Origin of the sequence: Streptomyces sp. NPDC093544 (assembly GCF_040683495.1) — a bacterium.
Taxonomy (GTDB): Bacteria; Actinomycetota; Actinomycetes; order Streptomycetales; family Streptomycetaceae; genus Streptomyces.
In genome coordinates, this window is record NZ_JBFBEA010000030.1 from 1 (window position 1) to 23,305 (window position 23,305).

The 23,305-nt window shown below is 70.7% G+C and carries 18 protein-coding genes; 7 read left to right on the plus strand and 11 right to left on the minus strand.

Annotated elements, in window-relative coordinates:
• The 3 genes from AB0N66_RS34810 to AB0N66_RS34820 all read right to left on the minus strand — a co-directional run.
• The coding region (locus tag AB0N66_RS34810; RefSeq protein WP_365442764.1) for a CoA transferase at nucleotides 1–141 on the minus strand (141 nt) is incomplete at its 3' end.
• A gap of 175 nt (nucleotides 142–316) precedes the next feature.
• Nucleotides 317–1,024: a response regulator transcription factor gene (locus AB0N66_RS34815; RefSeq protein ID WP_365442599.1), complete on the minus strand. Its 708-nt coding sequence runs from the start codon at nucleotides 1,022–1,024 to the stop codon at nucleotides 317–319.
• Nucleotides 1,009–2,337 carry a histidine kinase gene (locus AB0N66_RS34820; protein ID WP_365442766.1) on the minus strand — a complete coding sequence of 443 codons (1,329 nt, stop codon included), beginning with the start codon at nucleotides 2,335–2,337 and terminating at the stop codon, nucleotides 1,009–1,011. The genes AB0N66_RS34815 and AB0N66_RS34820 overlap by 16 nt, the downstream gene beginning before the upstream one ends.
• A gap of 257 nt (nucleotides 2,338–2,594) precedes the next feature.
• Here AB0N66_RS34820 and AB0N66_RS34825 point away from each other — a divergent pair, with 257 nt between their 5' ends.
• Together AB0N66_RS34825 and AB0N66_RS34830 are read left to right on the plus strand one after the other, a co-directional pair.
• A complete protein-coding gene (locus AB0N66_RS34825; protein ID WP_365442601.1) occupies nucleotides 2,595–3,287 on the plus strand; it encodes an ABC transporter ATP-binding protein in 693 nt (230 codons plus the stop codon).
• Nucleotides 3,284–5,653, plus strand: a complete 2,370-nt coding sequence (locus tag AB0N66_RS34830) for an FtsX-like permease family protein (protein ID WP_365442603.1) — start codon at nucleotides 3,284–3,286, stop codon at nucleotides 5,651–5,653. The genes AB0N66_RS34825 and AB0N66_RS34830 overlap by 4 nt, the downstream gene beginning before the upstream one ends.
• Before the next feature lie 45 nt (nucleotides 5,654–5,698).
• Here AB0N66_RS34830 and AB0N66_RS34835 read toward each other — a convergent pair whose 3' ends face one another.
• From AB0N66_RS34835 to AB0N66_RS34865, 7 genes are all read right to left on the minus strand, one after another.
• Nucleotides 5,699–6,754: an Ldh family oxidoreductase gene (locus AB0N66_RS34835; protein ID WP_365442605.1), complete on the minus strand. Its 1,056-nt coding sequence runs from the start codon at nucleotides 6,752–6,754 to the stop codon at nucleotides 5,699–5,701.
• Between the two features lie 246 nt (nucleotides 6,755–7,000).
• Nucleotides 7,001–8,647, minus strand: a complete 1,647-nt coding sequence (locus tag AB0N66_RS34840) for a thiamine pyrophosphate-binding protein (protein ID WP_365442607.1) — start codon at nucleotides 8,645–8,647, stop codon at nucleotides 7,001–7,003.
• Nucleotides 8,644–9,429: a cyclase family protein gene (locus AB0N66_RS34845; RefSeq protein ID WP_365442609.1), complete on the minus strand. Its 786-nt coding sequence runs from the start codon at nucleotides 9,427–9,429 to the stop codon at nucleotides 8,644–8,646. The genes AB0N66_RS34840 and AB0N66_RS34845 overlap by 4 nt, the downstream gene beginning before the upstream one ends.
• Nucleotides 9,430–9,514: 85 nt before the next feature.
• Nucleotides 9,515–11,887, minus strand: a complete 2,373-nt coding sequence (locus tag AB0N66_RS34850) for a bifunctional salicylyl-CoA 5-hydroxylase/oxidoreductase (protein ID WP_365442611.1) — start codon at nucleotides 11,885–11,887, stop codon at nucleotides 9,515–9,517.
• Nucleotides 11,888–11,901: 14 nt separating this feature from the next.
• The gene (locus AB0N66_RS34855) at nucleotides 11,902–13,587 is read right to left on the minus strand and encodes an AMP-binding protein (RefSeq protein WP_365442768.1); all 1,686 of its coding nucleotides are present in this window, start codon (nucleotides 13,585–13,587) and stop codon (nucleotides 11,902–11,904) included.
• A gap of 58 nt (nucleotides 13,588–13,645) precedes the next feature.
• Nucleotides 13,646–14,566, minus strand: a complete 921-nt coding sequence (locus AB0N66_RS34860) for an acyl-CoA thioesterase domain-containing protein (protein ID WP_365442613.1) — start codon at nucleotides 14,564–14,566, stop codon at nucleotides 13,646–13,648.
• Complete coding sequence (locus AB0N66_RS34865; protein WP_365442615.1) at nucleotides 14,563–15,045, minus strand: cupin domain-containing protein; 483 nt, start codon at nucleotides 15,043–15,045, stop codon at nucleotides 14,563–14,565. The genes AB0N66_RS34860 and AB0N66_RS34865 overlap by 4 nt, the downstream gene beginning before the upstream one ends.
• Before the next feature lie 223 nt (nucleotides 15,046–15,268).
• Here AB0N66_RS34865 and AB0N66_RS34870 point away from each other — a divergent pair, with 223 nt between their 5' ends.
• The gene (locus tag AB0N66_RS34870; RefSeq protein WP_365442617.1) at nucleotides 15,269–15,691 is read left to right on the plus strand and encodes a RidA family protein; all 423 of its coding nucleotides are present in this window, start codon (nucleotides 15,269–15,271) and stop codon (nucleotides 15,689–15,691) included.
• 36 nt (nucleotides 15,692–15,727) lie between these two features.
• Here the strand turns inward: AB0N66_RS34870 and AB0N66_RS34875 are convergent, their stop codons facing one another.
• The gene (locus tag AB0N66_RS34875) at nucleotides 15,728–16,582 is read right to left on the minus strand and encodes a PaaX family transcriptional regulator C-terminal domain-containing protein (RefSeq protein ID WP_365442619.1); all 855 of its coding nucleotides are present in this window, start codon (nucleotides 16,580–16,582) and stop codon (nucleotides 15,728–15,730) included.
• A 185-nt stretch (nucleotides 16,583–16,767) separates the two neighbouring features.
• Between AB0N66_RS34875 and AB0N66_RS34880 the strand changes: the two genes are divergently transcribed.
• The 4 genes from AB0N66_RS34880 (at nucleotide 16,768) to AB0N66_RS34895 (ending at nucleotide 23,269) form a co-directional block, all read left to right on the plus strand.
• Nucleotides 16,768–17,370, plus strand: coding sequence for a TetR/AcrR family transcriptional regulator (locus AB0N66_RS34880; protein ID WP_365442621.1), 603 nt, complete (start codon nucleotides 16,768–16,770; stop codon nucleotides 17,368–17,370).
• Nucleotides 17,371–17,403: 33 nt separating this feature from the next.
• Nucleotides 17,404–18,909 (plus strand): MFS transporter, encoded by a 1,506-nt coding sequence (locus AB0N66_RS34885; RefSeq protein ID WP_365442623.1) that lies wholly within the window; start codon nucleotides 17,404–17,406, stop codon nucleotides 18,907–18,909.
• Between the two features lie 254 nt (nucleotides 18,910–19,163).
• Nucleotides 19,164–20,543, plus strand: coding sequence for an SWIM zinc finger family protein (locus tag AB0N66_RS34890; RefSeq protein ID WP_365442625.1), 1,380 nt, complete (start codon nucleotides 19,164–19,166; stop codon nucleotides 20,541–20,543).
• The gene (locus tag AB0N66_RS34895) at nucleotides 20,540–23,269 is read left to right on the plus strand and encodes a DUF6493 family protein (protein WP_365442627.1); all 2,730 of its coding nucleotides are present in this window, start codon (nucleotides 20,540–20,542) and stop codon (nucleotides 23,267–23,269) included. The genes AB0N66_RS34890 and AB0N66_RS34895 overlap by 4 nt, the downstream gene beginning before the upstream one ends.
• Nucleotides 23,270–23,305 lie beyond the last annotated feature (36 nt).

Sequence of the window (23,305 nt, forward strand, 5' to 3'; positions counted from 1 at the left end):
CTGCGTGCGCGTGATGTCACCGGTCGGCGCCTCCAGCTTGACCACATCGGCGCCGAGCCACGCGAGGATCTGCGTCGCGGACGGGCCGGACTGAACGTGCGTCATATCCAGGACGCGCACGCCCTCAAGAGCCTTCGTCATGTTCGCCGCCTCACTTGTACGTGGTCCGGTTCAGAATCTCGGGAGCGAGTGTCCATACTGTAGATTGCATACCGTATGGAGTTGCTTCATGGTTGCGGCACGAGCGAAAGATGTCCAGAGGGCGCGGACAAGATTTCGCGCGGCTCAAGTGCCTCGACGCTGAAGCAGTCGGCCCTTAGCGACCCGTGTCGGCCGGACCACCTGGCGAGATCAGCCCCGTCTCGTAGGCGAGGACGACTGCTTGCACCCGGTCGCGCAGGTCCAGCTTCGACAGGATGCGGCCGATGTGCGTCTTCACCGTGGTGGGGCTGAGGAACAGCCGGTCGGCGAGCTCGGCGTTGCTGAGGCCCGTCGCGAGCAGCCGGAGCACTTCCAGTTCACGGGGGGTCAGACCGGAGAGGTCGCGGTGCAGGGGGGCCGCGCGGTTCTCGACCCGGTGCGCGAAGCGTTCGATCAGCCGGCGGGTGATCGCGGGCGCGAGCAAAGCGTCGCCCGACTGCACCAGGCGTACGGCGGCCACCAGATGCTCGGGGGTGACGTCCTTGAGCAGGAAGCCGCTGGCGCCGGCGGTGAGCGCCGCGTAGACGTAGTGGTCGAGGTCGTACGTCGTGAGGATGATGACCCGTGTCTCGTCCCCCGGCCCCGCACCTTCGATGATCCGCCGGGTCGCTTCGATGCCGTCCATCCGCGGCATCCGGATGTCCATGAGGACGACGTCGGGCCGGGTGCGCCGGACGGCGGTGACAGCCTCGTACCCGTCGGCCGCCTCGGCCGTCACCTCGATGCCGTCGGCGGCGAGGATCATCCCGAAGCCCGTACGCACCAGGGCCTGGTCGTCCGCGATGACCGCGCGCAGGGGCGGCCGGTTCACGTGGTCCGCCACGGGACGCGGGCCGTGATCCGGTATCCGCCGGCGAGGGTCGGACCGGCCGTGAGCTCACCGCCGTACACCGCGAGGCGCTCGCGCAGTCCGATCAGTCCGCGGCCGTTGCCGTCCACCGGCGAGGAGTCGCCGTCCGCGGGCGGCGAGTCGTGGGCGGCGCCGTTGTCCATGACCTCGATCTCCAGGCAGTCGTCGGCGTAGCCGATCGTGACGAAGGCGTCGGCGCCGGGCGCGTGTTTGATGGTGTTGGTCAGCGCCTCCTGCACCACGCGGTACGCCGCCAGCTCCACCCCGGGCGGCAGCGGGTCCGGCGGCAGCGACATCGCGACGCCGACCGGAGTCCCCGCGGCGCGGACCCGCTCGGTCAGGGCGTCGAGCTGTCCGAGGCCGGGCTGCGGCTCCAGACCGTCGGCGGGACTGTCGGCGCGGCCGGTGTCCGGGGCGGCCAACAGGCCCATCACATGCCGGAGTTCGGCCATCGCGGCCCGTCCCCCGGCTTCCACCGCCAGCAGCGCTTCCTTCGACCGCTCCGGCGCCGCGTCCATCACCTTGCGTGCCGCCCCCGCCTGGATCACCATCACGCTCACATTGTGGGTCACGACGTCGTGCAACTCGGCGGCGATCCGGGCGCGTTCCTCCTCGACGGCCCGGCGCATGGCCTCCTCCTGCGCCCTCTCCAACTCCGTGAACCGGTCCCGGCTGGCCGCCAGCCGCCGCCGCGAGAAGCGGACGAGGCTGGCCACCACCCCGGCGACAAGCAGCACGACCGCGGGACTCGACCACCCTGGCAGCATCGGCTCCGCCTCCCGGAAGGCCAGACCGGCCAGCACGGCGGCGACGACAAGACCGGCCAGCGCCCCCGCCCGGTAACGGCTGTACATGACCGCGCTGTAGGCGCCGATGACGATGGTGAACACGTTGATCCAGGAGGCGTCGTCACCGATGGCCAGCGCCGCGCCGAGCACCACCGCGAACACGGTCAGCGGATATCTGCGCATGGCCGCCAGCGGCAGCGCCGACAGGACGACCAGGAACCAGGGCACGGACGGGAGTTCACCGTCCGGGGGCCGCTCACCGGGTGCGAGCGGTCGCGGCGGGACCGGGAACCCGTACTCGTCCTTCGAGACGATGCGTACCGGACCGTCGCCCGGATAGCGCGCCGCCACGATCAGCGCGACGACGGTCAGTACGACCGCCAGCACCACGTCGGCGCGCACCGCCCGCCGTGACAGCGGGGCGGACTTCGCGTCCGGCCGCAGCGCGTCACGCAGTTGCTGACGCCATCCGCGCCGGTCCTCCGTCTCCGTGCCCATGCCCATGCCCATGCCCATGCCCATGCCCATGCCCATGCCCATCAGCACATTGTGTGGCCCACCCGCCCCGCCCGCGTCCGTCTGCGCGACCAAGTCGCTGTCCCGGAGGCGTACTTCGCAGGGATGACCCGGCGGCCGGGTCCTCCGCGGGGAGGGCCGTATGTCGGTGCCGCGGCCGACGCGCCCGAACGGCGCCCGCCCCTAGGTTCGCTGGGCCCGGCAACGCACCTTCACGAACCCAAGGACGGACGACTCCCATGACCCCGGTGATCCAACTGGAGAGCGTGGCCAAGCGCTACGACAGCTCCGGCACACCCGCGCTCGGACCGCTCACGCTCTCCGTCGACAAGGGAGAGGCCCTCGCCGTGACGGGCCCCTCCGGCAGCGGCAAGTCCACGCTGCTGAACCTCGTCGCGGGCCTGGACAAGGCGACCGAGGGAACCGTGTCCGTGGCCGGCCGGCCGCTGAACGAACTGAGTGAGCACGCGCTGGCCCGGTTCCGCCGCGAGCAGATCGGCATGGTGTTCCAGTTCTTCAACCTGCTCGACGACCTCACCGTCACCGACAACATCCAGCTCCCCGCCCAACTGGCGGGCAGCGCACGCCGGAAGACGGCGGCCCGCGCCGGCGAGCTCATGGAGACCCTTGGCATCCAGAAGCACGCCCGCGCCTACCCGGGCCGGCTCTCCGGCGGCGAACGCCAGCGGGTCGCGGTCGCCCGGGCGCTGGTCAACCGGCCCGCGCTGCTGCTCGCCGACGAGCCGACCGGCGCCCTCGACACCGCTTCGGGCCAGGACGTACGGGAGTTGCTGGTGGATCTGCACCGGGGCGGCCAAACCATCGTGCTGGTCACGCACGACCTGGCGCTGGCTCAAGCGTGCGCGAGCCGCACGATTCATCTGGTCGACGGCCACCTCGCCCTCGACACCCACGCGGAGGCGGTCCGATGAGTCGCTTCGGCACCGGATTCGGCACCGGCGCGCTCGGCCGGGTCGTACGTTCCGGGGTGGGCCGGCGCCGGGTGCAGACCGTGGTGATCGCCATCGCCACGATGATGGCCGTGGCCTCCGCCGTGGTCGCCGGATCGCTCATGGTCGCCGCGAGCGCGCCCTTCGACCACGCCTTCGCGAAACAGCACGGTGCGCACCTCACCGCGGAGTTCGACCCGGACAAGGCGACTGCGGCCGAGCTCAAGGCCACCGGGCAGTTGGACGGCGTCACCGCGACCGCGGGGCCGTTCCCGATCACGGTGATCAAGGGGGTGAATTCGCCGACGCTGACTCTCGTCGGCCGGTCCGGACCCCACAGCGACGTGGACGATCTGGACCTCAAGTCCGGCCGGTGGGCGGCGAAGCCGGGCGAGGTCGTGCTGTCCGTGCAGTTCGCCGGACCCGCCTTCAAGCTGGGCTCCACACTGAGGACGTCGGACGGCGCGGACGCCCAGACCCTGACGGTCGTCGGCCTCGCCGTGTCGGCCGGCAGGACCGCCGACGCGTGGGCGACCCCCGCGCAGGCCAGGGCGCTGGGGTCGAAGGACAGCCCGGTCGCGAGCCAGATGCTGTACCGCTTCGACGCCGCGGGGACGAAGGCGCAGATCGCCGCCGCCCGCAAGACGCTCGCCGCCGCCGTGCCGTCCGGGGCGCTGATCGGCACCACGTCCTATCTGGACACCAAGCGGGCCGCCGATCAGGGTGCGGCGGCGACCATCCCCTTCCTCATCGCCTTCGGTGCGCTCGGCATCGTCATGTCGGTGATCATCGTCGGCAGTGTGGTCAGCGGGGCGGTCGGCACCAGCCTGCGCAGGATCGGCATCCTCAAGGCCATCGGCTTCACACCGCGCGAGGTGGTGCGCGCGTACGTGGCTCAGGCGCTGATCCCGGCGGTCGCGGGTATCGCGCTGGGGGTCGTCCTCGGAAACCTGCTGGCCGTACCCCTGTTGGAGGACACCGAGCGGGCGTACGGCAGTGCCTCGCTGACCGTGGCCTGGTGGGTGGACGTGGTGGTGCCGGCCGCCGCGCTGGCTGTCGTCGGGATCGCGGCGCTGATCCCCGCGCTGCGGGCCGGAAGACTGCGCACGGTCGAGGCCATCGCCGTCGGCCGGGCACCGCGCACCGGGCGCGGCCAGTGGGCGCACCGGGCGGCGGGGCGGCTGCCGCTGCCGCGAGCGGTGACCTACGGCCTCGCGAGTCCGTTCGCCCACCCGGTCCGTACCCTCGCGATGCTGCTCGCGGTGGCCTTCGGCACGGTCGCGGCGACGTTCGCGGTGGGGCTGACCGCGTCGCTGAGTGCGATCGGCAATGCGGCGGATCCCGAGGAGAGCGCGGCGGTCACCGTGGTCAGCGGCGGGCCCCGCGTCGGCCCTGGCGGACCTGTCCCCGCGGAAGGCAAGGCCGAGGCCCCTGCCGCCGACCCGGCGAAGGTGCGCGCCGCCATCGAGGCCCAGTCGGGCACCGCCTCGTACTACGGCATGACGCAGACCGAGGCGACCGTGGCCGGGGTCTCCGGCTCGGTCCGGGCCAACTTCTACCAGGGTGATCTGGGTGCGAGCAGCTACGAGATGATCTCCGGGCACTGGATCACCGGTGCGGGGCAGGTCGTGGTGCCCACGGGTTTCCTGGAACGGACCGGCACCGAGATCGGTGACACGGTGCGGGTGACGTATCAGAAGGAGACCAAGACCCTGCGGATCGTCGGCGAGGCCTTCGACACCGAGGACGACGGCATGCACCTGCACGCGGACCTCACCAACTTCGAAGCGGCCAAGCCCGAGTCCTTCCTCATCGAGGTGAAGCCGGGTGTCTCCCCCGCCGAGTACGCCAAGCAACTCGCGGCGGTGGTGCAGCCGTTGGGCGCCGACGCCATGGCCAACTCCGCCTCGGAGGGCGAGAACATGATCCTCGTCCTGGAGGCGATGGCGGTGCTCCTCACCCTCATGCTGGTCTCCGTCGCCGGGCTCGGTGTCCTCAACTCCGCGGTCCTCGACACCCGGGAGCGCGTCCACGACCTCGGCGTCTGCAAGGCGCTCGGCATGTCACCGCGGCAGACGGTAAGCCTCGTTCTCGCCTCGGTGACCGGGATCGGCGTACTCGGCGGTCTGGTCGGCGCACCGCTCGGGTTCGCCCTGCACGGCTTCGTACTGCCGGTGATGGGGCACTCCGCGGGCACCAATCTGCCGCCGTCGATCGTCGATGTGTACGAGCCCTGGCAGCTGGTCCTGCTGGCACTGGCCGGGATCACGATCGCCCTGCTCGGCGCGCTGCTTCCGGCGGGCTGGGCGGCCAGGACGCGCACGGCGACGGCTTTGCGCACGGAGTAGCTCACCGAGGCCGTGCCGGTTCATGCGTTGTTCGAGGGTGTGCCGCTAGGACGGGGCTCCCAGCGTGACGCCCACCGTGGTGGCGGTCTCTCGCAGAGCGGCGAGGACTTTGGCGTCGAGCGGGACTCCGGCGCGGCGTGTCGCGGTTTTCCGCTCGGCCTCCAACTGACCGGGCAGCAGCAGCCGTTCGGCGCCGGACGTCTTCGGCGAGCCGGTGATCTGCGCGGCGAGCTCGGCGACGCGCTGTTCGAAGGCGGCCCGGTTCCCGAACGCGGAGACGGACAGCGCGAGGAAGAAGTGCGCGCAGTCGATGGGCTCCGAGGTGTCGGCGTTCAGGTCGCGGACACCGCTGCCGAAGCTCCCGCCGGACAGTACGCCGGTCAGGATGTCCACGACGAGCGCGAGCCCGTACCCCATGTGTCCGGCCGCGGGCAGCAGCAGTCCGGCCAGTGCCTCGACCGGGTCGGTCGGCGGCGTCCCCGCACGGCCGTCGGCCCGGGTCCGCGGGATCGGCCCTCCCTGCCGGGCGGCGAGCCGGGCCTCGCCGAGTGCGGCTTCGGAGAGGGCCAGGGAGAGGAGGATCGGCTCGCCGTTCTCGGTGGGGACGGCGATGGCGAGGGGGTTCTCGCCCACCGCCGCCGTTCCGCCCGGGGCGGGCATGAGCGGGCTGCTGTTGGCCGCGGCGATACCGATGCAGCCCGCGTAGGCGGCCGTCCGCGCATAGCGGTAGGCGCCGCCGAAGTGGAAGGCGTGGCACACCGTCACCACTCCGATCCCATAGGTGCGGGCCTTGAGGACGGCCAGGTCCATCGCCTGGTCACCGGTGAGCTGGCCGAGTGCGTGCCCGGCGTCGAGCACCGCGATCGCCCCCATGTCCTGCACCACCTCGGCGCTCTCATGGGTGCCCACGGAACCCTTGCGGAGCCGCTCGGCGTACATGGGTACCAGCATCACACCGTCGGAAGGTGTGCCGCGGAGGTCCGCTTCGACAAGGCCTCGGGCCACCGCCGTCGCGGCCCTAGGTCTGAGGCCCACGGCGGCGAGCACCGAACCGACGGCTTCGACCAGCCAGTCGGGCGAGACAGTCGAACGGGCGCTCATGGGGTCTCCACACGTCGTGAATGAAGACACGTGGTGAATGAAGTTCGTTCTCCACGGTCGGCATCAGTGGCCCCCCACAGTCGGCATCCGTGGCCGCGATCCCATGGACGGCAGTGAAGCTGCCCAAAATGTAGGCCCGTGCGAATTGCCCCGCTATCCGCGGAACGCGGTTCGCCATCCACTTTCCGCAGAACACGGATCGTCGTCCGCTTTGCGCAGGAAGCTGCGCCCACCGCGTGCCGATACTCAGTGCCCCCGGAACGCCTCCTCCAGCCACCAGGCCCCACGGTCACTGACCACTTTGGCGTCGATGAGCAACGGCGCCGACCGTGGACCGGCCACCCAGTCCTCTACGGCCTTCAAATCGGCCTGGGTTCGCACGGTGACCGCTTCGAAGCCGTATCCGCGGCCCACGGCCGCGATGTCCGTCGACGGGAACTCGACGGTGTCGAGCGGGTATCCACCGGGTGCGAAGTGGTGCACCTCCGCTCCGTAGGCGTCGTCGTTGTAGACGACGACCACCATCGGCAGCCCGAGCCGCCGTACGGTGTCGAGTTCGACGGCACTCATCAGCGCGCCGCCGTCACCGAGTGCGGCCACCGGCAACCGGTCCGGCCACGCGAGCGCCGCGCCGATCGCGGTCGCAAGCCCGAGGCCGATCGACTGGTACGCCTGGGTGAAGCACAGGCCGTTGTGGTCCGGTACCGACAGATACATGCTCGGGTAGCCCATGAAGTTGCCGGAGTCGACGCCGATCACCCGCTCGGCGGGAAGGATGTCGTCGAGCGCGATGCTCAGCGTGCGCGGGTCGATCCGTTCACGGGTGCTCGTGTCCTCGTACGGCACATCCCGCCAGCGCAGGCGGGCGGCGATGGCCGCCTCGATGTCGGCGGTCCGGTAACCCCGCCGCTGCCCGCCGCCGCCCGTCCCGTCGAGCACGCGCCGCGCCGTGAACTCCACATCGCCGGTGACGCCGAGTTGTACGTCTCGGTGCACCCCGAGCGCCGAGGCGTTGTCGTCGACCTGTACGACGGTGGTGTCCGCGCCGATCAGCCGGCCGTGCCGCATGGTCCACATGTTCAGGGCGCAGCCCCAGCCCACGATCAGGTCCGCGCCCTGGATCAACTCGGCCGCCAACGGCGACGAGAAGCCGCCGGACACGTCGAGCGACCAGGGGTTGCCGTGGAACAGCCCGCGGGCGACGGCCGAGGTCGCGAGCAACGCGCCATAGTGCTCGGCGAGTTCCGCGAGGGCGTCCCGGCCGCCGGGGGTGCGCGCTCCCCGTCCGGCCACGAAGACCGGCCGCCGGGCCCGTTCCAGTACCTCGACCAGTGCTGCCGTGTCGGCTGCCGTCGGCTCGACCGCGGCCCGCGCGGCAGGCGGGGCGGCCAGGTCCAACGCACCGTCCGGAACGTCCAGGGCCTGCACCTGCAAGGGAAGGTTCAGGAGCACGGTCCGGCGTTCGTACAGCGCATGTCGTACGGCGGCACACGCCTCCTCGACCGCGTCCTCGGCCGAAGTCACCCGCGCCGATACCGCGCCCACCGCGTGGGCCAACGCCTCTTGGTCGACATAGAAGTTGGACCTCGGCTCGGTCACCTCGGCCGCCAACACCACAAGCGGGGTACGGCTCTTGGCGGCCTCGGTGATACCTGTGAGGGCGTTCGTCAGGCCGGGGCCCTGGTGCACGCTCAGCGCCGCCACCGTGCCGCTCATCCGCGCGTACGCGTCGGCCATCGTGGCCGCGCCGCCCTCGTGGCGCGCGGCGACGAACCGTGAGCCCGCCGCGACCATCCCGTTGGTCAGATGGAAGTTGCCCGACCCGACGACACCGAAGACATGGTCGACCCCGGCCGCCGCCAGCGCCCTGCCGACGGCTTCCGCGACCTTCATGAGCGCTCCACCAGGGCGAGCACCCGCGCGGGAGCGCCCGACCCGGTGACGATGGGCAGTGGTCCTGCGATGACGACAGCACCGGTGGGCGGCAGCTCCGCCACGTTCCGCAGCTGGGTCAGCCCGTACTTGCCGCTGCCCATGAGGTACGAGTGACACGGAAAGGCCGGGTCGAAGGAGTGCGCGGCTCCGGCGTCGGTACCCACCGTCTCGACGCCGAGGCCGATCACCGGCGCCTCCTGGGCCACCCAGCGGGCGCATTCGGGAGACAGTCCGGGGGTGTGCGGGCCGTTCTCGTCGGCGTTGAGGAACGGCTCCTGCGCATGCGACCGGGTGTCCCAGCCGGTACGCAACAGCAGCCAACCGCCGTCCGGCAGTGGTCCGTTCTCTGCCTCCCAGGCCTTCACATGGTCCACCTCGACAAGGAAGTCGGGGTCCAGCGCCGCCTCGGCGGAGAAGTCGAGGACCGCGGCCGGGGCGATCAGCCGTCGCGCCGGCACCGACGCCACGTCGCCGAGGTCCTTCCCGGTGACCCAGTGGTTGGGTGCGTCGAAGTGGGTACCGGTGTGCTCGCCACTGCGGAAGTTGTTCCAGTACCAGCCCGGGCCCCGGTCGTCGTACCTGCTGATCTCCTCCAGTTCGAACACCGCGGTCTGGCCGAACTCGGGAGGCAGCTGGATCACCGGTGTGGACGCGGACAACGGCGAGGTGAGGTCGACGACTTCGACCGACCCGTCCTGCAACGCTGCTACCAGGGCGGAGAGGACGGACGGCTCGGGCATGGGTGCCTCCTGGTACGGGGACGGCGCTGGGCCTGTCAGCGCCGCGCGGCCGGGTCGGACGGAAACCGGGTCGGACGGAAACCGTTCAGACAGAAGCCGGTTCACGCGACGGCGTCCAGCGTAGATGCACGTTCCGCTCGGACTCATCGGCCCGCAACAGCGACAGCCGCGGCCGTACGGCGTCGGTGCGCGAGGTCGGCGGCTTGCGGCGCCCCGCGCCGAACTGCACCGGCCACTGCGCCGCCGCGCCCAGGTACTCCTGCTCGGCCGCCGCGTGCAGGGTCCAGTGCGGGTCATAGAGGTGGGTGCGGCCGAGGGCGCACAGGTCGGCGCGGCCCGCGAGCAGGATCGAGTTCACGTCGTCGTACGAGGCGATGGCGCCGACCGCGATGACCGCCGTACCGGTGGCGGCGGCGACCTCGTGGCGGATCCGGTCCGCGAACGGTGTCTGATAGGAGCGGCCGTACGCGGGCCGCTCATCCTTCGTCACCTGGCCCGAGGACACGTCGATCGCGTCCGCCCCGTGCGCGATGAAGGCGCGGGCGATCTCGACGGCGTCGTGCTCGGTGTTGCCGTCGGGCACCCAGTCGGTCGCGGAGACACGCACGATCATCGGCCGCCCGGCGGGCCAGGCCGCACGCACGGCGTCGAACACCTCCAGGGGGAACCTGAGCCGGTTCTCCAGCGAGCCGCCGTACTCGTCGGTGCGGTGATTCGCCGTCGGCGAGAGAAAGGAGGACAGCAAGTAGCCGTGCGCGCAGTGGAGTTCGAGCAGGTCGAAGCCCGCCTCGGCGCCACGCCGCGCCGCGTCGACGAACTCGCCGACGATCCGGTCCAGTTCGGCCCGGGTCACCTCACGCGGAAGGGCCGATCCGGCGCCGTACGGCAGCGGTGACGGGCCGGTGACCTCCCAGTTCCCCTCCGGCAGCGGCACGTCCATGCCCTCCCACATGAGCCGGGTGGAACCCTTCCGCCCCGCATGACCGAGTTGGAGTCCGATGCGCGCGGTGCTCCGGTCGTGGACGAAAGACACGATCCTCGCCCAGGAGTCGCGCTGTTCGTCGGTCCACAGACCCGCGCAGCCGGGGGTGATCCGGCCCTCGGGCGAGGGGCAGACCATCTCCGTCATCACCAGTCCTGCGCCGCCCATGGCCTTGGAGCCGAGGTGGACGAGATGGAAGTCGCCGGGCACGCCGTCCACCGCGGAGTACATGTCCATCGGAGAGACGATCACCCGGTTCTTCAGCTCCAACTCCCCCAGCCGGAAAGGCTGGAACATCGCCGGCACGCCACCGTCGAGCCCCTGTGACGCGGCGAAGGCGGCGTCGACGCGACCGGCGAACTCCTCGTCCCGGGCGCGGAGGTTGTCGTACGTGATGCGGCGCGACCGCGTGAGCAGGTTGAAGCAGAACTGGGTCGGCTCCTGATCGACGTACATGCCGATGTTCTCGAACCACTCCAACGAAGCCTGCGCCGCCCGCTGGGTGGACTCGACGACGGGCCGCCGCTCGGCCTCGTAGGCGGTCAACGCGGCTTCCACGTCCGGGTGTTCGTGCAGGCAGGCGGCGAGAGCGAGCGAGTCCTCCATCGCCAGCTTGGTACCCGAGCCGATCGAGAAGTGCGCGGTGTGCGCGGCGTCGCCGACGAGGACGAGGTTGCGGTGGTGCCACCGTTCGTTGCGTACGGTGGTGAAGTTGAGCCATTTCGAGTTGTTGGCGAAGACCTTGTGGCCCCCGAGCTCCTCGGCGAAGAGGTCCCGGATGCGCTCCACGGCCTGCTCGTCGGAGACCCCCGGCGCGAACTCGACCCCCTCGGTGGCGTCGAAGCCGGCGCGGCGCCAGACGTCCTCGTGCATCTCGACGATGAAGGTGGAACCGTTGTCGGAGTAGGGGTAGCCGTGGACCTGCATGGTCCCCCACTCGGTCTGCTTGACGAAGAACTGGAAGGCCTCGAAGACCTGGTCGGTGCCGAGCCACATGTACTTGTTGTGGCGTCGGTCCAGGGTGGGGCGGAAGACATCCGAATGGGCCGCCCGGGTAAGGGAGTTGGCGCCGTCGGCGGCAACCACCAGGTCGTGCGAGGCGAGCAGGCCCTCGGGGGCGGGCGTCCGGAAGTGCACGGCGACCCCGAGGTCACGGCAGCGCTCCTGAAGCAGGCGGAGCAGCTCTTTGCGGCTCATGGCGGCGAAGCCCTGGCCGCCCACGGTGTGGCTCTGGCCGCGGAAGTGGATGTCGATGTCGGTCCATCGGGCGAACCGCCGCGCCATGGCGGCGGCGAACTCGGTGTCGGAGTTCTCGATGCCGCCGAGCGTCTCGTCGGAGAAGACCACGCCGAACCCGAAGGTGTCGTCGGGTGCGTTGCGCTCCCAGACGGTGATGTCGTGGGCGGGGTCGAGCTGTTTCATGAGAGCAGCGAGGTAGAGGCCGCCGGGGCCACCGCCGATGATCGCGATCTTCAAGGGGGTTGTTCCTCTCACTGCTCGCTGCCGGGCGCGGCGGCCTGCGGGGGCCGCACGGCCTGCACGGCCTGCTCGGCTTCGATGATCTTGCGGAGTGCGAAGCGCTGGAGCTTGCCGCTCGTGTTGCGCGGCAGGGAGTCGCAGAACCGCACGTCGCGTGGGTATTTGTAGGGAGCCAGGACCTGTTTGACGTGGTCCTGGATCTCCTTGGCCTTGGCGCTGTCGCCCGGCACACCGTCGCGGAGCACGACGAAGGCGCATACGACGGAGCCGCGTTTGGTGTCGGGCCGGGCGACGACGGCGGACTCCAGCACATCGGGGTGGGTGTCGACGGCGGCCTCGACCTCGGGCCCGCCGATGTTGTAGCCCGAGGAGACGATCATGTTGTCGCTGCGGGCCCGGTAGAAGAAGTAGCCGTCCTCGTCCCGGTGGAAGACGTCACCGGTGACGTTCCAGCCGTTCACGACGTAGTCCTTCTGCCGCTCGTCGCCGAGGTAGCGACAGCCGACCGGACCGATGACGCCCAGCAACCCCGGTTCCCCGGGGCCGAGTTCCGCGCCGTCGGGGCCGAGGACGACCGCGCGGTAACCCGGCACCGGCTTCCCGGTGGCACCGGGCCGGATGTCGTCACCGGCGGCCGAGATGAAGATGTGCAGCAGCTCGGTGGCACCGATGCCGTCGATGACCTTGAGTCCGAGCCTGTCGCGCAGCCGCTCCCAGGTGTCCTGGGCGATGTGCTCGCCGGCCGACACTCCGGCACGCAGCCCGGCGAGCCGCTGTTCCTGCCCTTCTCGCACGATCGCCTTGTACGCGGTGGGCGCCGTGGCGAGCACGGTGACGCCCTCCCGCTCGACGAGCTCCGCGAGTTGCGGCGGGGTGACGGCCTCGGTCAGCAGGGCGCAGGCGCCGGCCCGCAGCGGGAAGACGACGAGCATGCCGAGGCCGAAGGTGAAGGCGAAGGGGGCGGTGCAGGCGACCAGGTCGTCCGGGACGAGCTTCAGCGTGTGGCGGCCGAAGGTGTTGTCGATGGACAGGATGTCCCGGTGGAAGTGCATGGTGATCTTCGGGGTACCCGTGCTGCCGGACGTCGGTCCGAGGAGTGCCACGTCGTCCGCGGCGGTCTCCACGTTGGTGAAGTCGCCGGACTTGCCCGCGGCGCGCTCGACGAGATCCCCGGGTCCGGTACCGCCGTACTCCACCACCGTCAGTGACGGCAGAGTGGTGTCCCGGACGGCATGGGCGTCCTCGGCGAAACGGTGATCCACCAGGGCTATCGAAGGCTGCGTCCGCTCGACGACCGGGGCGATCTCACGGGCCCGCAGCGCGGCCATGGTGGTCACGACGACACCACCGGCCTTGAGCACACCGAGCCAACACGCCACCGCCCAGGGGTTGTTGGGTGCCCGTAGCAGGACCCGCTGCCCGGGGACCAGCCCGAGGTCCTCGGTGAGTACCTGGGCAACTTGGTTGGCGCGCGTGCGGAGTTGGCCGTACGTCCAGGTCTCCCCCGCCGGGGTGCGCAGCGCCGGGCGGTCGGCACCGTACGTCGAAACGGGGACGTCGATGAGTTCGGTGGCGGCGTTCAGCCGGTCCGGGTAGTGGAGTTCGGGCGTGGTGAACTCGATCGTCGGCCACAGGTGCGCGGGCGGCAGGTGGTCGCGGGCGAAGGTGTCCAGATGGGCTGAGGTCGAAAGGGACAACGGAGTCGAAGGAGACAACGGAGGGGTCCTTCCGGGAGCCCGCCGACGGGGCGGCGGGTCAGGCGGTGCGGATCATGCCCTCCTGGACCACTGTGGCCAGGTGACGGTGGTCGCGCGTGAAGAAGCGGCCCGTGCCCAGTCCGCGGCCCGCGTCCGCGGCCACCGCTTCCTGGACGTAGAGGAGCCAGTCGCCCACCGGTCCCGGACGGTGGAACCACATGGCGTGGTCGAGGCTGGCGGTGATGAGCCCGGGTCTGGCCCAGGACAGGTCGAGCACCCGCAGGACGGGTTCGAGAATCGTGTAGTCGCAGACGTAGACGAGGGCGGCCAGGTCCCGCTGCGCGTCGGTGAGTCCCTCGACGGACCGCAGCGGGTCGAACGGCTTCAGCCACACCGCCTGGTGCGGCACCTGCTTCCCCTCGACGGTGAGGTAGACGGGGCCGGGCACATGCCGCATGTCGAAACTGCGGCCGCCCGACCAGTAGGCCTTGGACTCGGCGGTCATCGTGCCGCCGACGCGCTCCGCGAGGTACCCCGCCGAGTCGGGCAGCTCCTCGGGACCCGGAACGACCTCGGCGAGTGGCGACTCGAAGGTCCCGCCGGCCTCGCCCGCGGCGAAGTTGGCCAGGCAGACGTAGAGCGGCTTGCCGTTCTGGTAGCCGCGCACCTGCCGGGTGCTGTAACCCCGGCCGTCGCGCAGTACTTCCACCTCGTACCGCACGCTCGCCCCGATGTCGGCCGGGCGCAGGAAGTAACTGTGCATCGAATGCAGCGTCTTGCCGTCGGTCACCGACCGCATCGCCGCGGCCGCGGCCTGCGCGACCAGATCACCGCCGTACGCCTTGGGCCACGGGCACGGCTGGGTGACTGCGGTGAAGGCGAGGTCGAAGTGCTCGGGCTCGGCGGGAGTCAGCGCGATGGCCGAGGTGAAGGTCTCCGAGGTGACGTCGCTCTCCGAGGCGAAGTCGGCGGTCGTCATCGGTCGAGCCAGTCGCGCAGGTCGGCGTCGGCGACGTCGGCGAGGTTCACGACGATGTTCTCCGGTGTCCGGGTCGTCATCCATGTCAGCGGTTTCGTCCGCGAGAGGTTGCATTCGACGTGCGGCATGAAGGGCGGTACGAAGACCCAGTCGCCCTCTGCCATGTCGACGTAGTCCTCGAACTTCTCGCCGAAGTAGATGCGCGCCCTGCCCGACAGGACGTACCCGCCGGTCTCGGCCTCGCCGTGGTGATGAGTGACCGAGCGATAGCCGGGGTCGTTGCTGACCTTACCGAACCAGAGTCTGGTGGCGGGGGTGTGCTGAATGCTCACGCCCGAGATCCGGACGGCCCCGCCCGAATCCGCGGTGCCCCCGTCCTCGGAGCCGCCGCGGGTCACGACGGGGGCAACGAGACCGCTGGGCAGCCGGTACATCGAGTTGTCGCCTTCGAGCCGGTACTTGCTTAGGTCGGGCTCCACGGGGTCGGCTCCGTTTCGGTTGTCGTGGGACAGGCGTTTCGGTAGTCGCGGGACGGCCGTTTCGGCAGTCGTGGGAACGGCCGTGGCGGCGCCGGGACCGGTGCCGCCGGGCGGCTGGGACCGAGCGCGCCATGTCTCGTATTTTTCACTGTCGTCATTTATTGTCAATACGCACCGCCGGACGGATCGGAATCCGATCCGAACTCCCCTGGAGGCCCGCCGCATGACTTCACCCGTCGCCGTGAACCCGGACGCCCTCCCGACGCCCCGCGGCTACTCACATGGAACCCTCGCGGGAAACACGCTCCACCTCGGCGGACAGACCGCTCTCGACGCCGATCTGAAGATCGTGCCGGGCGGCATCGTGGAGCAGTTCCGCCAGGCGTTCGGCAACCTGCTGACCACGCTCCGGGAGGTGGGCGGCGAGCCCGAAGACCTGGTCAGCGTGACCATCTACCTCACCGACATCCCTGACTACCAGGCCCACGGCAAGGAGATCGGCGAGGTCTGGCGCGAACTCGCCGGCCCCGTCTACCCGGCCATGGCCGGCATCGGCTGCACGGCCCTGTGGCAGCCCGAGGCCCTGATCGAGATTCTCGGCGTGGCGGTGATTCCCGAGGAGCGGCTCAGGGTGCCGCAGGGGTGAGCGGTACGCGTCCGCGGTTCGTCGCCACCGGTGCGGCTATCCCGCCCCGTGGATCACAGCCAGGGCATGCTCGCGCGCCGGCGCACCCAGCGCCATGTTCAGCTCGTGGAACATCTCGCCCGCGGTCACCCCGTTCCACCCCGGCGGCAGGAGCGCCAGCGGGAGTCCCGGATCGCGGTAGGGCAGCCGCCGCCACTGGGTGAGCATGGGGATGTACGTCCGGAACGCCTCCGGCGGAGTCGTCCCACCCGCCGACGTCCGGTCGCGGGCAGCGTCGTAGCGGCGCAGGAAGTCCGCGTACAGCGCGGTGAGTTCGTCCAGGTCCCACCACACGCGGACCTTCGCCCGTAGATCCCCGAAGGCGAAGTGGTCCCCGGTGAAGAGGTCCACGTACGCGGACAGTCCGCGGCGCTCCAGGGTCCGCCGTGTCTCCCCCGCCAGGTTGCCCGGCGCCACCCACACCCCGGGCGCGGCGGTACCGAAGCCCAAGCGGGTCAGGCTCGTCCGCAGTGCGTGCCGCTTCTCACGCTCGGGCTCCGGCACCGAGAACACGACCACGAGCCAGCCGTCGTCCTGGACCGCACGGGCCCGCTCGAAGATACGTACATCGCCCTCGGCGAGCACTTCCAGGGTCGGCTCCGCGAGGGAGTAGCCCGCCGCGTTCGCGTGCCGCTCACTGCGGAGTACCCCGCGACGCTTCAGGCGGGAGACCGCGGACCGTACGGCCTGCCCCTCCGCCCCGAGTTCGGCCATGAGCCGCACCACCGACGCGACCGAGAGCCAGTTGTGCTCGCCGCGCGCGTAGAGACCGAAGACCGTGATGATCAGCTGGCCGAGGCGGGTGTCACCACCGCCGGCGGCGACAGAGGCCGACTGAAGATCCGCTGTCATGCCAGCACCATAGCGCCCGCCATGCGCCGGGCCGCTCGGGCGATGCGAACCCGGCCCACCCGATGAAACGGTTGCGTTTCTTTTGCCGGGCTGCTTAGCTATGCGTACGGAACCGTTTCGTTTCGATCGTCAGAGTCGAGGGCCATGGGACTCGGTCAGAGTCGAGGGCCAAGGAAGAGGCACCCATGCCCACGGACGGCACCCCCGCCACCCCGATCCGTCGCCCACGGGTGACGCCCGACCGGGAGATCGAACTGCTGAACGTGGCACTCGACGTGATGCGGGAGGTGGGTTACGAGGCCCTGTCGATGGAAGTCGTCGCGACCCGGGCACGCTGCAGCAAGGCCACGCTCTACCGGCAGTGGAACAGCAAGGCGGGCATGATCGTCGCCGCCCTGCACACCGCGCGCCCATTGCACTTCGATCAGATCGACACCGGCACCCTCCGCGGTGACCTGCTGGCGTCTGCCCTCAAGCTCGCGGCCCACGCCGAGAAGGAGACCGCTCTCCTCTCCGGTCTCGGGCACGCCATTCTGACGGACGCCACCCTCGGCCAGGCGATGCGCACCGCCCTCCTCGAACCCGACGCGGCCCACCTGATGAGCCTCATCGACCGCGCCGTCGACCGCGGCGAACTGGCCCAGCGCCCCGGCGCCGCCCAGTTCCTCCCGTCAATGCTGACGGGCGCCGTGATCAGCCGCCCCGCGTTCGAGGGCGTGTTCGCGGACGCCGACTACCTCACCCGGTTCACCGACACGGTCCTCATGCCGGCCCTCCTGAACTCCTGAACCCTTCTCACACGCGCTTGGAGTTGGACCCTCATGTCACATACCTCGTTGACCGCCGTACCGAACGGCCCCTCGGCATCCGATGCCGCCGACCAGTCGCACCGGAATCGCTGGTGGATCCTCGCCGTGGTCGGCATCGCCCAGCTGATGGTGGTCCTGGACGCCACCATCGTGAACATCGCCCTGCCCTCGGCACAGCAGGACCTCGGTTTCTCCGACGGAGACCGCCAGTGGGTGGTCACCGCCTACGCCCTCGCCTTCGGCAGTCTGCTGCTCCTCGGCGGACGTATCGCCGACCTCTTCGGTAAGAAGATCACCTTCATGGTGGGCCTGGTCGGGTTCGCCGGGGCCTCGGCTCTCGCCGGCGCGGCAGGCACCTTCGAACTGCTGGTCGCCGCCCGTGCCGGGCAGGGGCTGTTCGGCGCGCTGCTCGCCCCGGCCGCGCTGTCCCTGCTGACCACCACGTTCACCGACGCCAAGGAACGAGCAACGGCGTTCAGCGTCTACGGCGCCATCGCCGGAGCCGGCGGCGCGATCGGTCTGCTCCTGGGCGGGGTGCTCACCGAGTACCTCGACTGGCGCTGGACCCTGTACGTCAACATCATCTTCGCCGGCGTCGCCCTCGTCGGCGCGGCCCTGTTCCTGACCCGCAGCGCCCGGAACAAGAACGTCCAACTCGACATGCCCGGCACCCTCCTGGTCTCCACCGGACTGTTCAGCGTTGTCTACGGCTTCTCCAACGCCGAGTCCCACGGTTGGGATTCGCCCGGCACCTGGGGCCTGCTGATCGCGGGCGTCGTCCTGCTGGCCGCCTTCACCCTGTGGCAGACCAAGGCCGCCCACCCACTGCTACCCCTGCGCGTCCTCGCCGACCGCAACCGCGCCGCGTCCTTCCTGTCCGTCCTCATCATCGGTGCGGGCATGTTCGGGATCTTCCTCTTCCTCACCTACTACCTGCAGCTGACCCTCGGCTTCACCCCGGTCAAGACCGGACTGGCCTTCCTGCCGCTGGTCGGCGCGCTCATGGCCACGACCGCCCTGTCCAGCAACGTCCTCGTCCCGCGCATCGGCCCCAAGCCCGTCGTCCCCCTGGGCATGGCCGTGTCTGCCATCGGCCTCGTCTGGATGACCACCCTCGACCTGAACAGCGGCTACGCCTCCGAGGTGCTGCCCCAACTGATCGTGTTCGGCGCCGGAATGGGCTTGATCATCTCCCCCGCGATGTCCCTGGCCACCCAAGGTGTGGCTCCCGAGGACGCGGGCGTCGCCTCCGCCACGGTCAACACCATGCAACAGGTCGGCGGATCCATCGGCACCGCCCTCCTCACCACCTTCGCCTCCAGCGCCGCCACCGACTACCTCTCCGGCAAGAACCCCGCGGACCCCGCCGTCAACGCCCAAGCGGCCATGGAGAGTTACACCGCCGCCTTCGGCTGGTCGGCCGTCTTCTTCGCCGTCGGCGTGGTCGTCAGCTTCCTCCTCTACCGCCGCGGCGTACCCGAGGTGGTCGAGAACGCCGCTTCTGTGGTCCACATGTGACCCACTGGCCGGGCCGCGTTTGAAGTGGCGCGCGGCCCTGGACGGGCGGTGCCGGGAGGGGACGCCCGGCACCGCCCTCGTCAGTCTGCGCGATGACGGTCGCGCTCCCGGTCAACCCCGTGGATGCGGACGCACCGGCCCGTGACTGAGGCGGCGTGCCGGTGCTCGGCGCATTCGGTCGGCCAAGTCCGTGTCGCGGTCGGCCACTTGACGGCTCTCGTCGTCCTGTCACTGCTCGGTCGTAACGTGTCCGCGTGACCTCACACATACAGTCCTACGCCTACTTACACCCGTCGGCCGTGCACGAGTCCACGGCCGGGCGGCGCACCCTCGCGCTGGAGACCTCCGGCGGTGCCACACCGTCCGGCGAGGCGGCCCATCCGCGGTTCTTCAGCGGCTTCCTGACGGCGCCGGTCGCCGCGGCGGCGGCGTTGCTCACGGTCGCCGACGTCGCGGCCACCCGTTACTACCAGCCTGCCGCGCCGGCCTCCCTGGACCCGGTGGTGACGGCCGACGGTGACCGGCTGCGAATGGAGTCCTTCTCCGGCTGCTGCGGCGCCTACGCCCGCCTCGACCTGCTCGCGCCCGCCCTCGACGGCGACGACATCGGGCACGGCACGACCAACGTCGACATCAACTTCCCCCTCCGGCGGGCGCTCACCAGGCTCGGCGGGCTGGATCCACTGCAACTCGCCGTCGGACCAGGCGAGTTGGAGGTCACCACCTTCGACGGCCGATTCGTGGAGAAACAAGTCCCGCTGCCGGAGCGCTGGTTGCGCGGCTTCGCCGAGGCACAGGTACTCGCGGCGGGCTTCACCCTGCGGGCCGAGGTACCCGCCGCGGAGGCGGCCGCCTTCCTGCGGACGCTGCCACGGCCCACCCGCCAGTCAAGTCCCCGTACGACGCGCTGGGTGGTGCCGGCGGGCGGCACTCTGCGTCCCGTGAGCAGGCCGGCGCCGGGTGCCGTGTGTCTGCCCGGTCCCGAGCGACTGCTGGCGCTTCAACAGGTGCTGCGGCACGCGACGACCCTGCGGGTGTACGCCCCGGACGTCACGGACGGGCAGGCCACGGCCGTCGCGTGGGAGGTCGAACTGCCCGGCATGAGGCTGACGTTGATGCTCTCCCAGAACGCCTCGCGCGGTTTCTCCGGCGAGGGCGGCGTGCTCCACGACCTCGCCAACGGGTCGGCGGCGGACGACGCGGACCTGGTCTCGGCACTGCTGGCCTGGGAACCGCGGGTCGACGTTGCCGAGCTGTCCCGGCAGGCCGACCTGCCTCCCGAGCGGGTGCGCGCCGCGCTGACGGTGCTGGGGGCGTCCGGCCAGGTCGGCTACGACCTCGCGGAGGAGGCGTACTTCCACCGGCACCTGCCGTACTCGGCGGGCGATGCGGAGGCGCGCAACCCCAGGCTGCGGCGCGCGCGGGCGCTGGTCGCGGACGGGGCCGTACGGCTGGACGGCGCACTGGCGTCGGTCGGCAAGGGCGACCGCAGCCATCTCGTTCGCGCCGAAGACACGGGACAACTGAGCTGTACGTGTCTGTGGTGGGCGAAGTACCGGGGAGGACGTGGGCCGTGCACGCACGTGCTCGCGGTGCGCATGGTCCGGGACACGGCGACGGAGGCGGCACGATGAAGCTGGTCGAACTTGTGGAAGCCGGCGATGTCGCCGGAGTGGTACGGGAACTGGGTGCGCTGACGCCGAATCAGCGAAGGGCGTGCGCAACCGAGTTGACAGGTCTCTTCGAGGTCATCGCCCGGCGTGAGAACACGGAGGAGGAGCGGATCGCCCTGTACGCCGCCCGACTGGGGTGTCAGGTCACCCCCGAGGCTACGGCGGTCTGGATCCGGACGAACCCGTACTTCACGATGGACACCTGGACAGTGGACCTCCTGGGCCTGTACCCCGTCGCATGGCGGACCGAGTTGGTCGCGCGCCTCGGCGAACAGGCGACGACCGCCGGCGCGGTGTTCGCGGTCACCGAACACCTCGTCCGCGACACCGGCTGTCCACTACCGGCCTCGCACGAGTTCGTCCTGGCCTGGCTGTACGACCGCGCCGACAGCCGGGAGCGGCGCCCTCGGGTGCTGGGCGGAGCGCCGGGTGCCGACTTCCTGGAGCGGTTGCGCGCGGACGACTTCACCCCGAAACTCCTCCCCCTGGCCGTGGCCCGACCGGGGCCCCTCGTCTTCAGTTGGCACACGTGGCAACGGCCGCTGAAAGCGCTCATCGGCCTCGCCGCCGAAGGCGTCGTGGACCGTGACGAGCTGATCCACAACCTCTTCGCGGACATGGTCGGCGATCCGCCGCACGGGACGCAGGCGGTGGTCACGCTGGAAGCACTCGCGCTCACCCCTGCCGAACACGCCGGGGTGGCCCGCGAACGCGCCGCGCTTGTCGACCATCTTCTCGGGCGTCTCCTCGAAGACGGTACGCGCAGGGAGATCGCGCCCTTCCTGGTGTTCCTGCGGGCCCTGGCCTCCACGACGGCCGAGAAGGCTCTCGTGGTCAGGGACCATCTGGCGCTGCTCGACCGGTCGTTGCCTGTCGCCACGTACGCCCAGGAAGTGCTGACCGGGCTGGACGAGGCCGGGCTGCTGGAGCCCGAGTTGCTCACCGAGGCGTGCGAACGGATTCTGCTCCGCCCGGAGAAGAAACTGGTGCGCACCCAACTCGGCTGGCTCGGCCGGGTGGCGCGACGGGATCCGGCGCGGGCGGGCGGGGCCCTGGTCGACGCGGCGACGACGTTCGGCCACCGGGAGATGACACTCCAGGAGCAGGCGCTCAAGCTGGTCGCGAAACATCTCAAGGCCGCCGACGACTCGGTGCTGCCGGAGCTGCGGACGGCCGCCGCACAGCTCAGCCCGGGGCTCTCGGCGCGGGCCGCCGAACTGCTCGGCACGACCGAATCGCTCGACACGACCGAACCGCTCGGCACGAACGAACCGCTCGGCGCGTCCCAGGACGCCGTCACCGGGCAGCCGTACGCGGACGTGCTGCCCGCTGTGCCCCAGCCCCGCCCGGTACCGGGCGCCATCGGTACCGCCGTCGAAGTCGCGCAGGAGGTCGCGGCCGTCGTCGCGAACGACCAGGACGTGGTGGCGTTCGAGCGTGCCCTGGACGGACTGGTGCGGCACGCCCACCTCGACCGGACCGCACTGGCCCAGGCGCTGAAGCCGGTCATGCGCAGGGAACCGAAGAGCAATGTCGACTGGATACCGGCCGACCTCTACGACGTGGCGGGCGTGGTGCGGGGCGACGAGCCGCGGAGACGGGCCGTCATGATGCACCGGGCCGTCCACCTCCACCAGGCCGGCCCGAGCCGCACCTACTCCCTGGCCGGCTCGATGCTCGCGGCACGCCTGACCGAGGCGATGGAGATCATCGAGTCCGGCACGCAGCCGTTTCTGCTGGCCGTGCCGACCCTCGCCACCGGCGCGCTGGACGCCGCCGTACTCGTGGAGCGGATCTCGACGCTCGACGGGCTCGGCGTCACCCCCGCGCCCATCGACCTGGCCCAGGCTCTGCTGCGCGTCACCCCGACGCCGGACAAGGAGGTGCTGCGCGCGGCTGAGGCGCTCGGTTCCGACGCCGGACAGCGGTTGGCACGCTGGCTGCGCGAGGGCGGCCTGCCCCATCAGGATTCGGAGCCGAAGGGCTGGCCGCACTGCAAGCCGCCGAAGCCCGCGTCGCAGGGGTGGTGGACGCCCGCACGCCCCGGAGTCGTCATCGATCCCCCGCTGCCGCCGGTCGCCGCCGCCCTGGTCGGCCCGTACCTCGGCAACAACGGCCTCGCCGACCCGATGGCACCCTTCTGGGTGGCGCAATTGCCGCACCACCGCGAGGAGATGATGGCACGCGACTACTTCGAATCGCGGATGTCCCAAAAGGGGTGGCCCGGCAATCTGCCGTTCGTCGCGGAGTCGGGCGGTCCGGCGGGTTACTCGGTGCACCTGGCGCTGGCGTTCGGATTGATCTGGCAACTGGACCGCGATGCGGTGGTCGACGCCCTGCTGGTACTCGCCGCACGGAGGCAGTTGGACACAGGCCTGCTCGGACGACAACTGGAAGCCCTGCTGAACGACGGTTGGCCGGGCATCAACCGAGTGAGCGACGCCTTGCGCACGGCGGCCGAGACCGGTGCCTACGCCACCGTGTGGTCCGTACTCGAAGCCGCCCTTCCCGGCCTGCTCCGCGGCACCCCCGTCCGGGGCACGGCACTCCTGCTCTCCCTCGCCGTCGACTGCGCCGCGCGCTGCGGTGCCAAGGGAGAGATCACCGAGGTCACGGCGGTGGCCCAGCGTGCCGGATCGAGCCAGGTGGTGAAGAGCGCGCGGTTGTTGCGCGAGGTGTTGGGCTGAGCTTGCTGCGCGATGGGGGCGCAGCGTGTGCTGCGC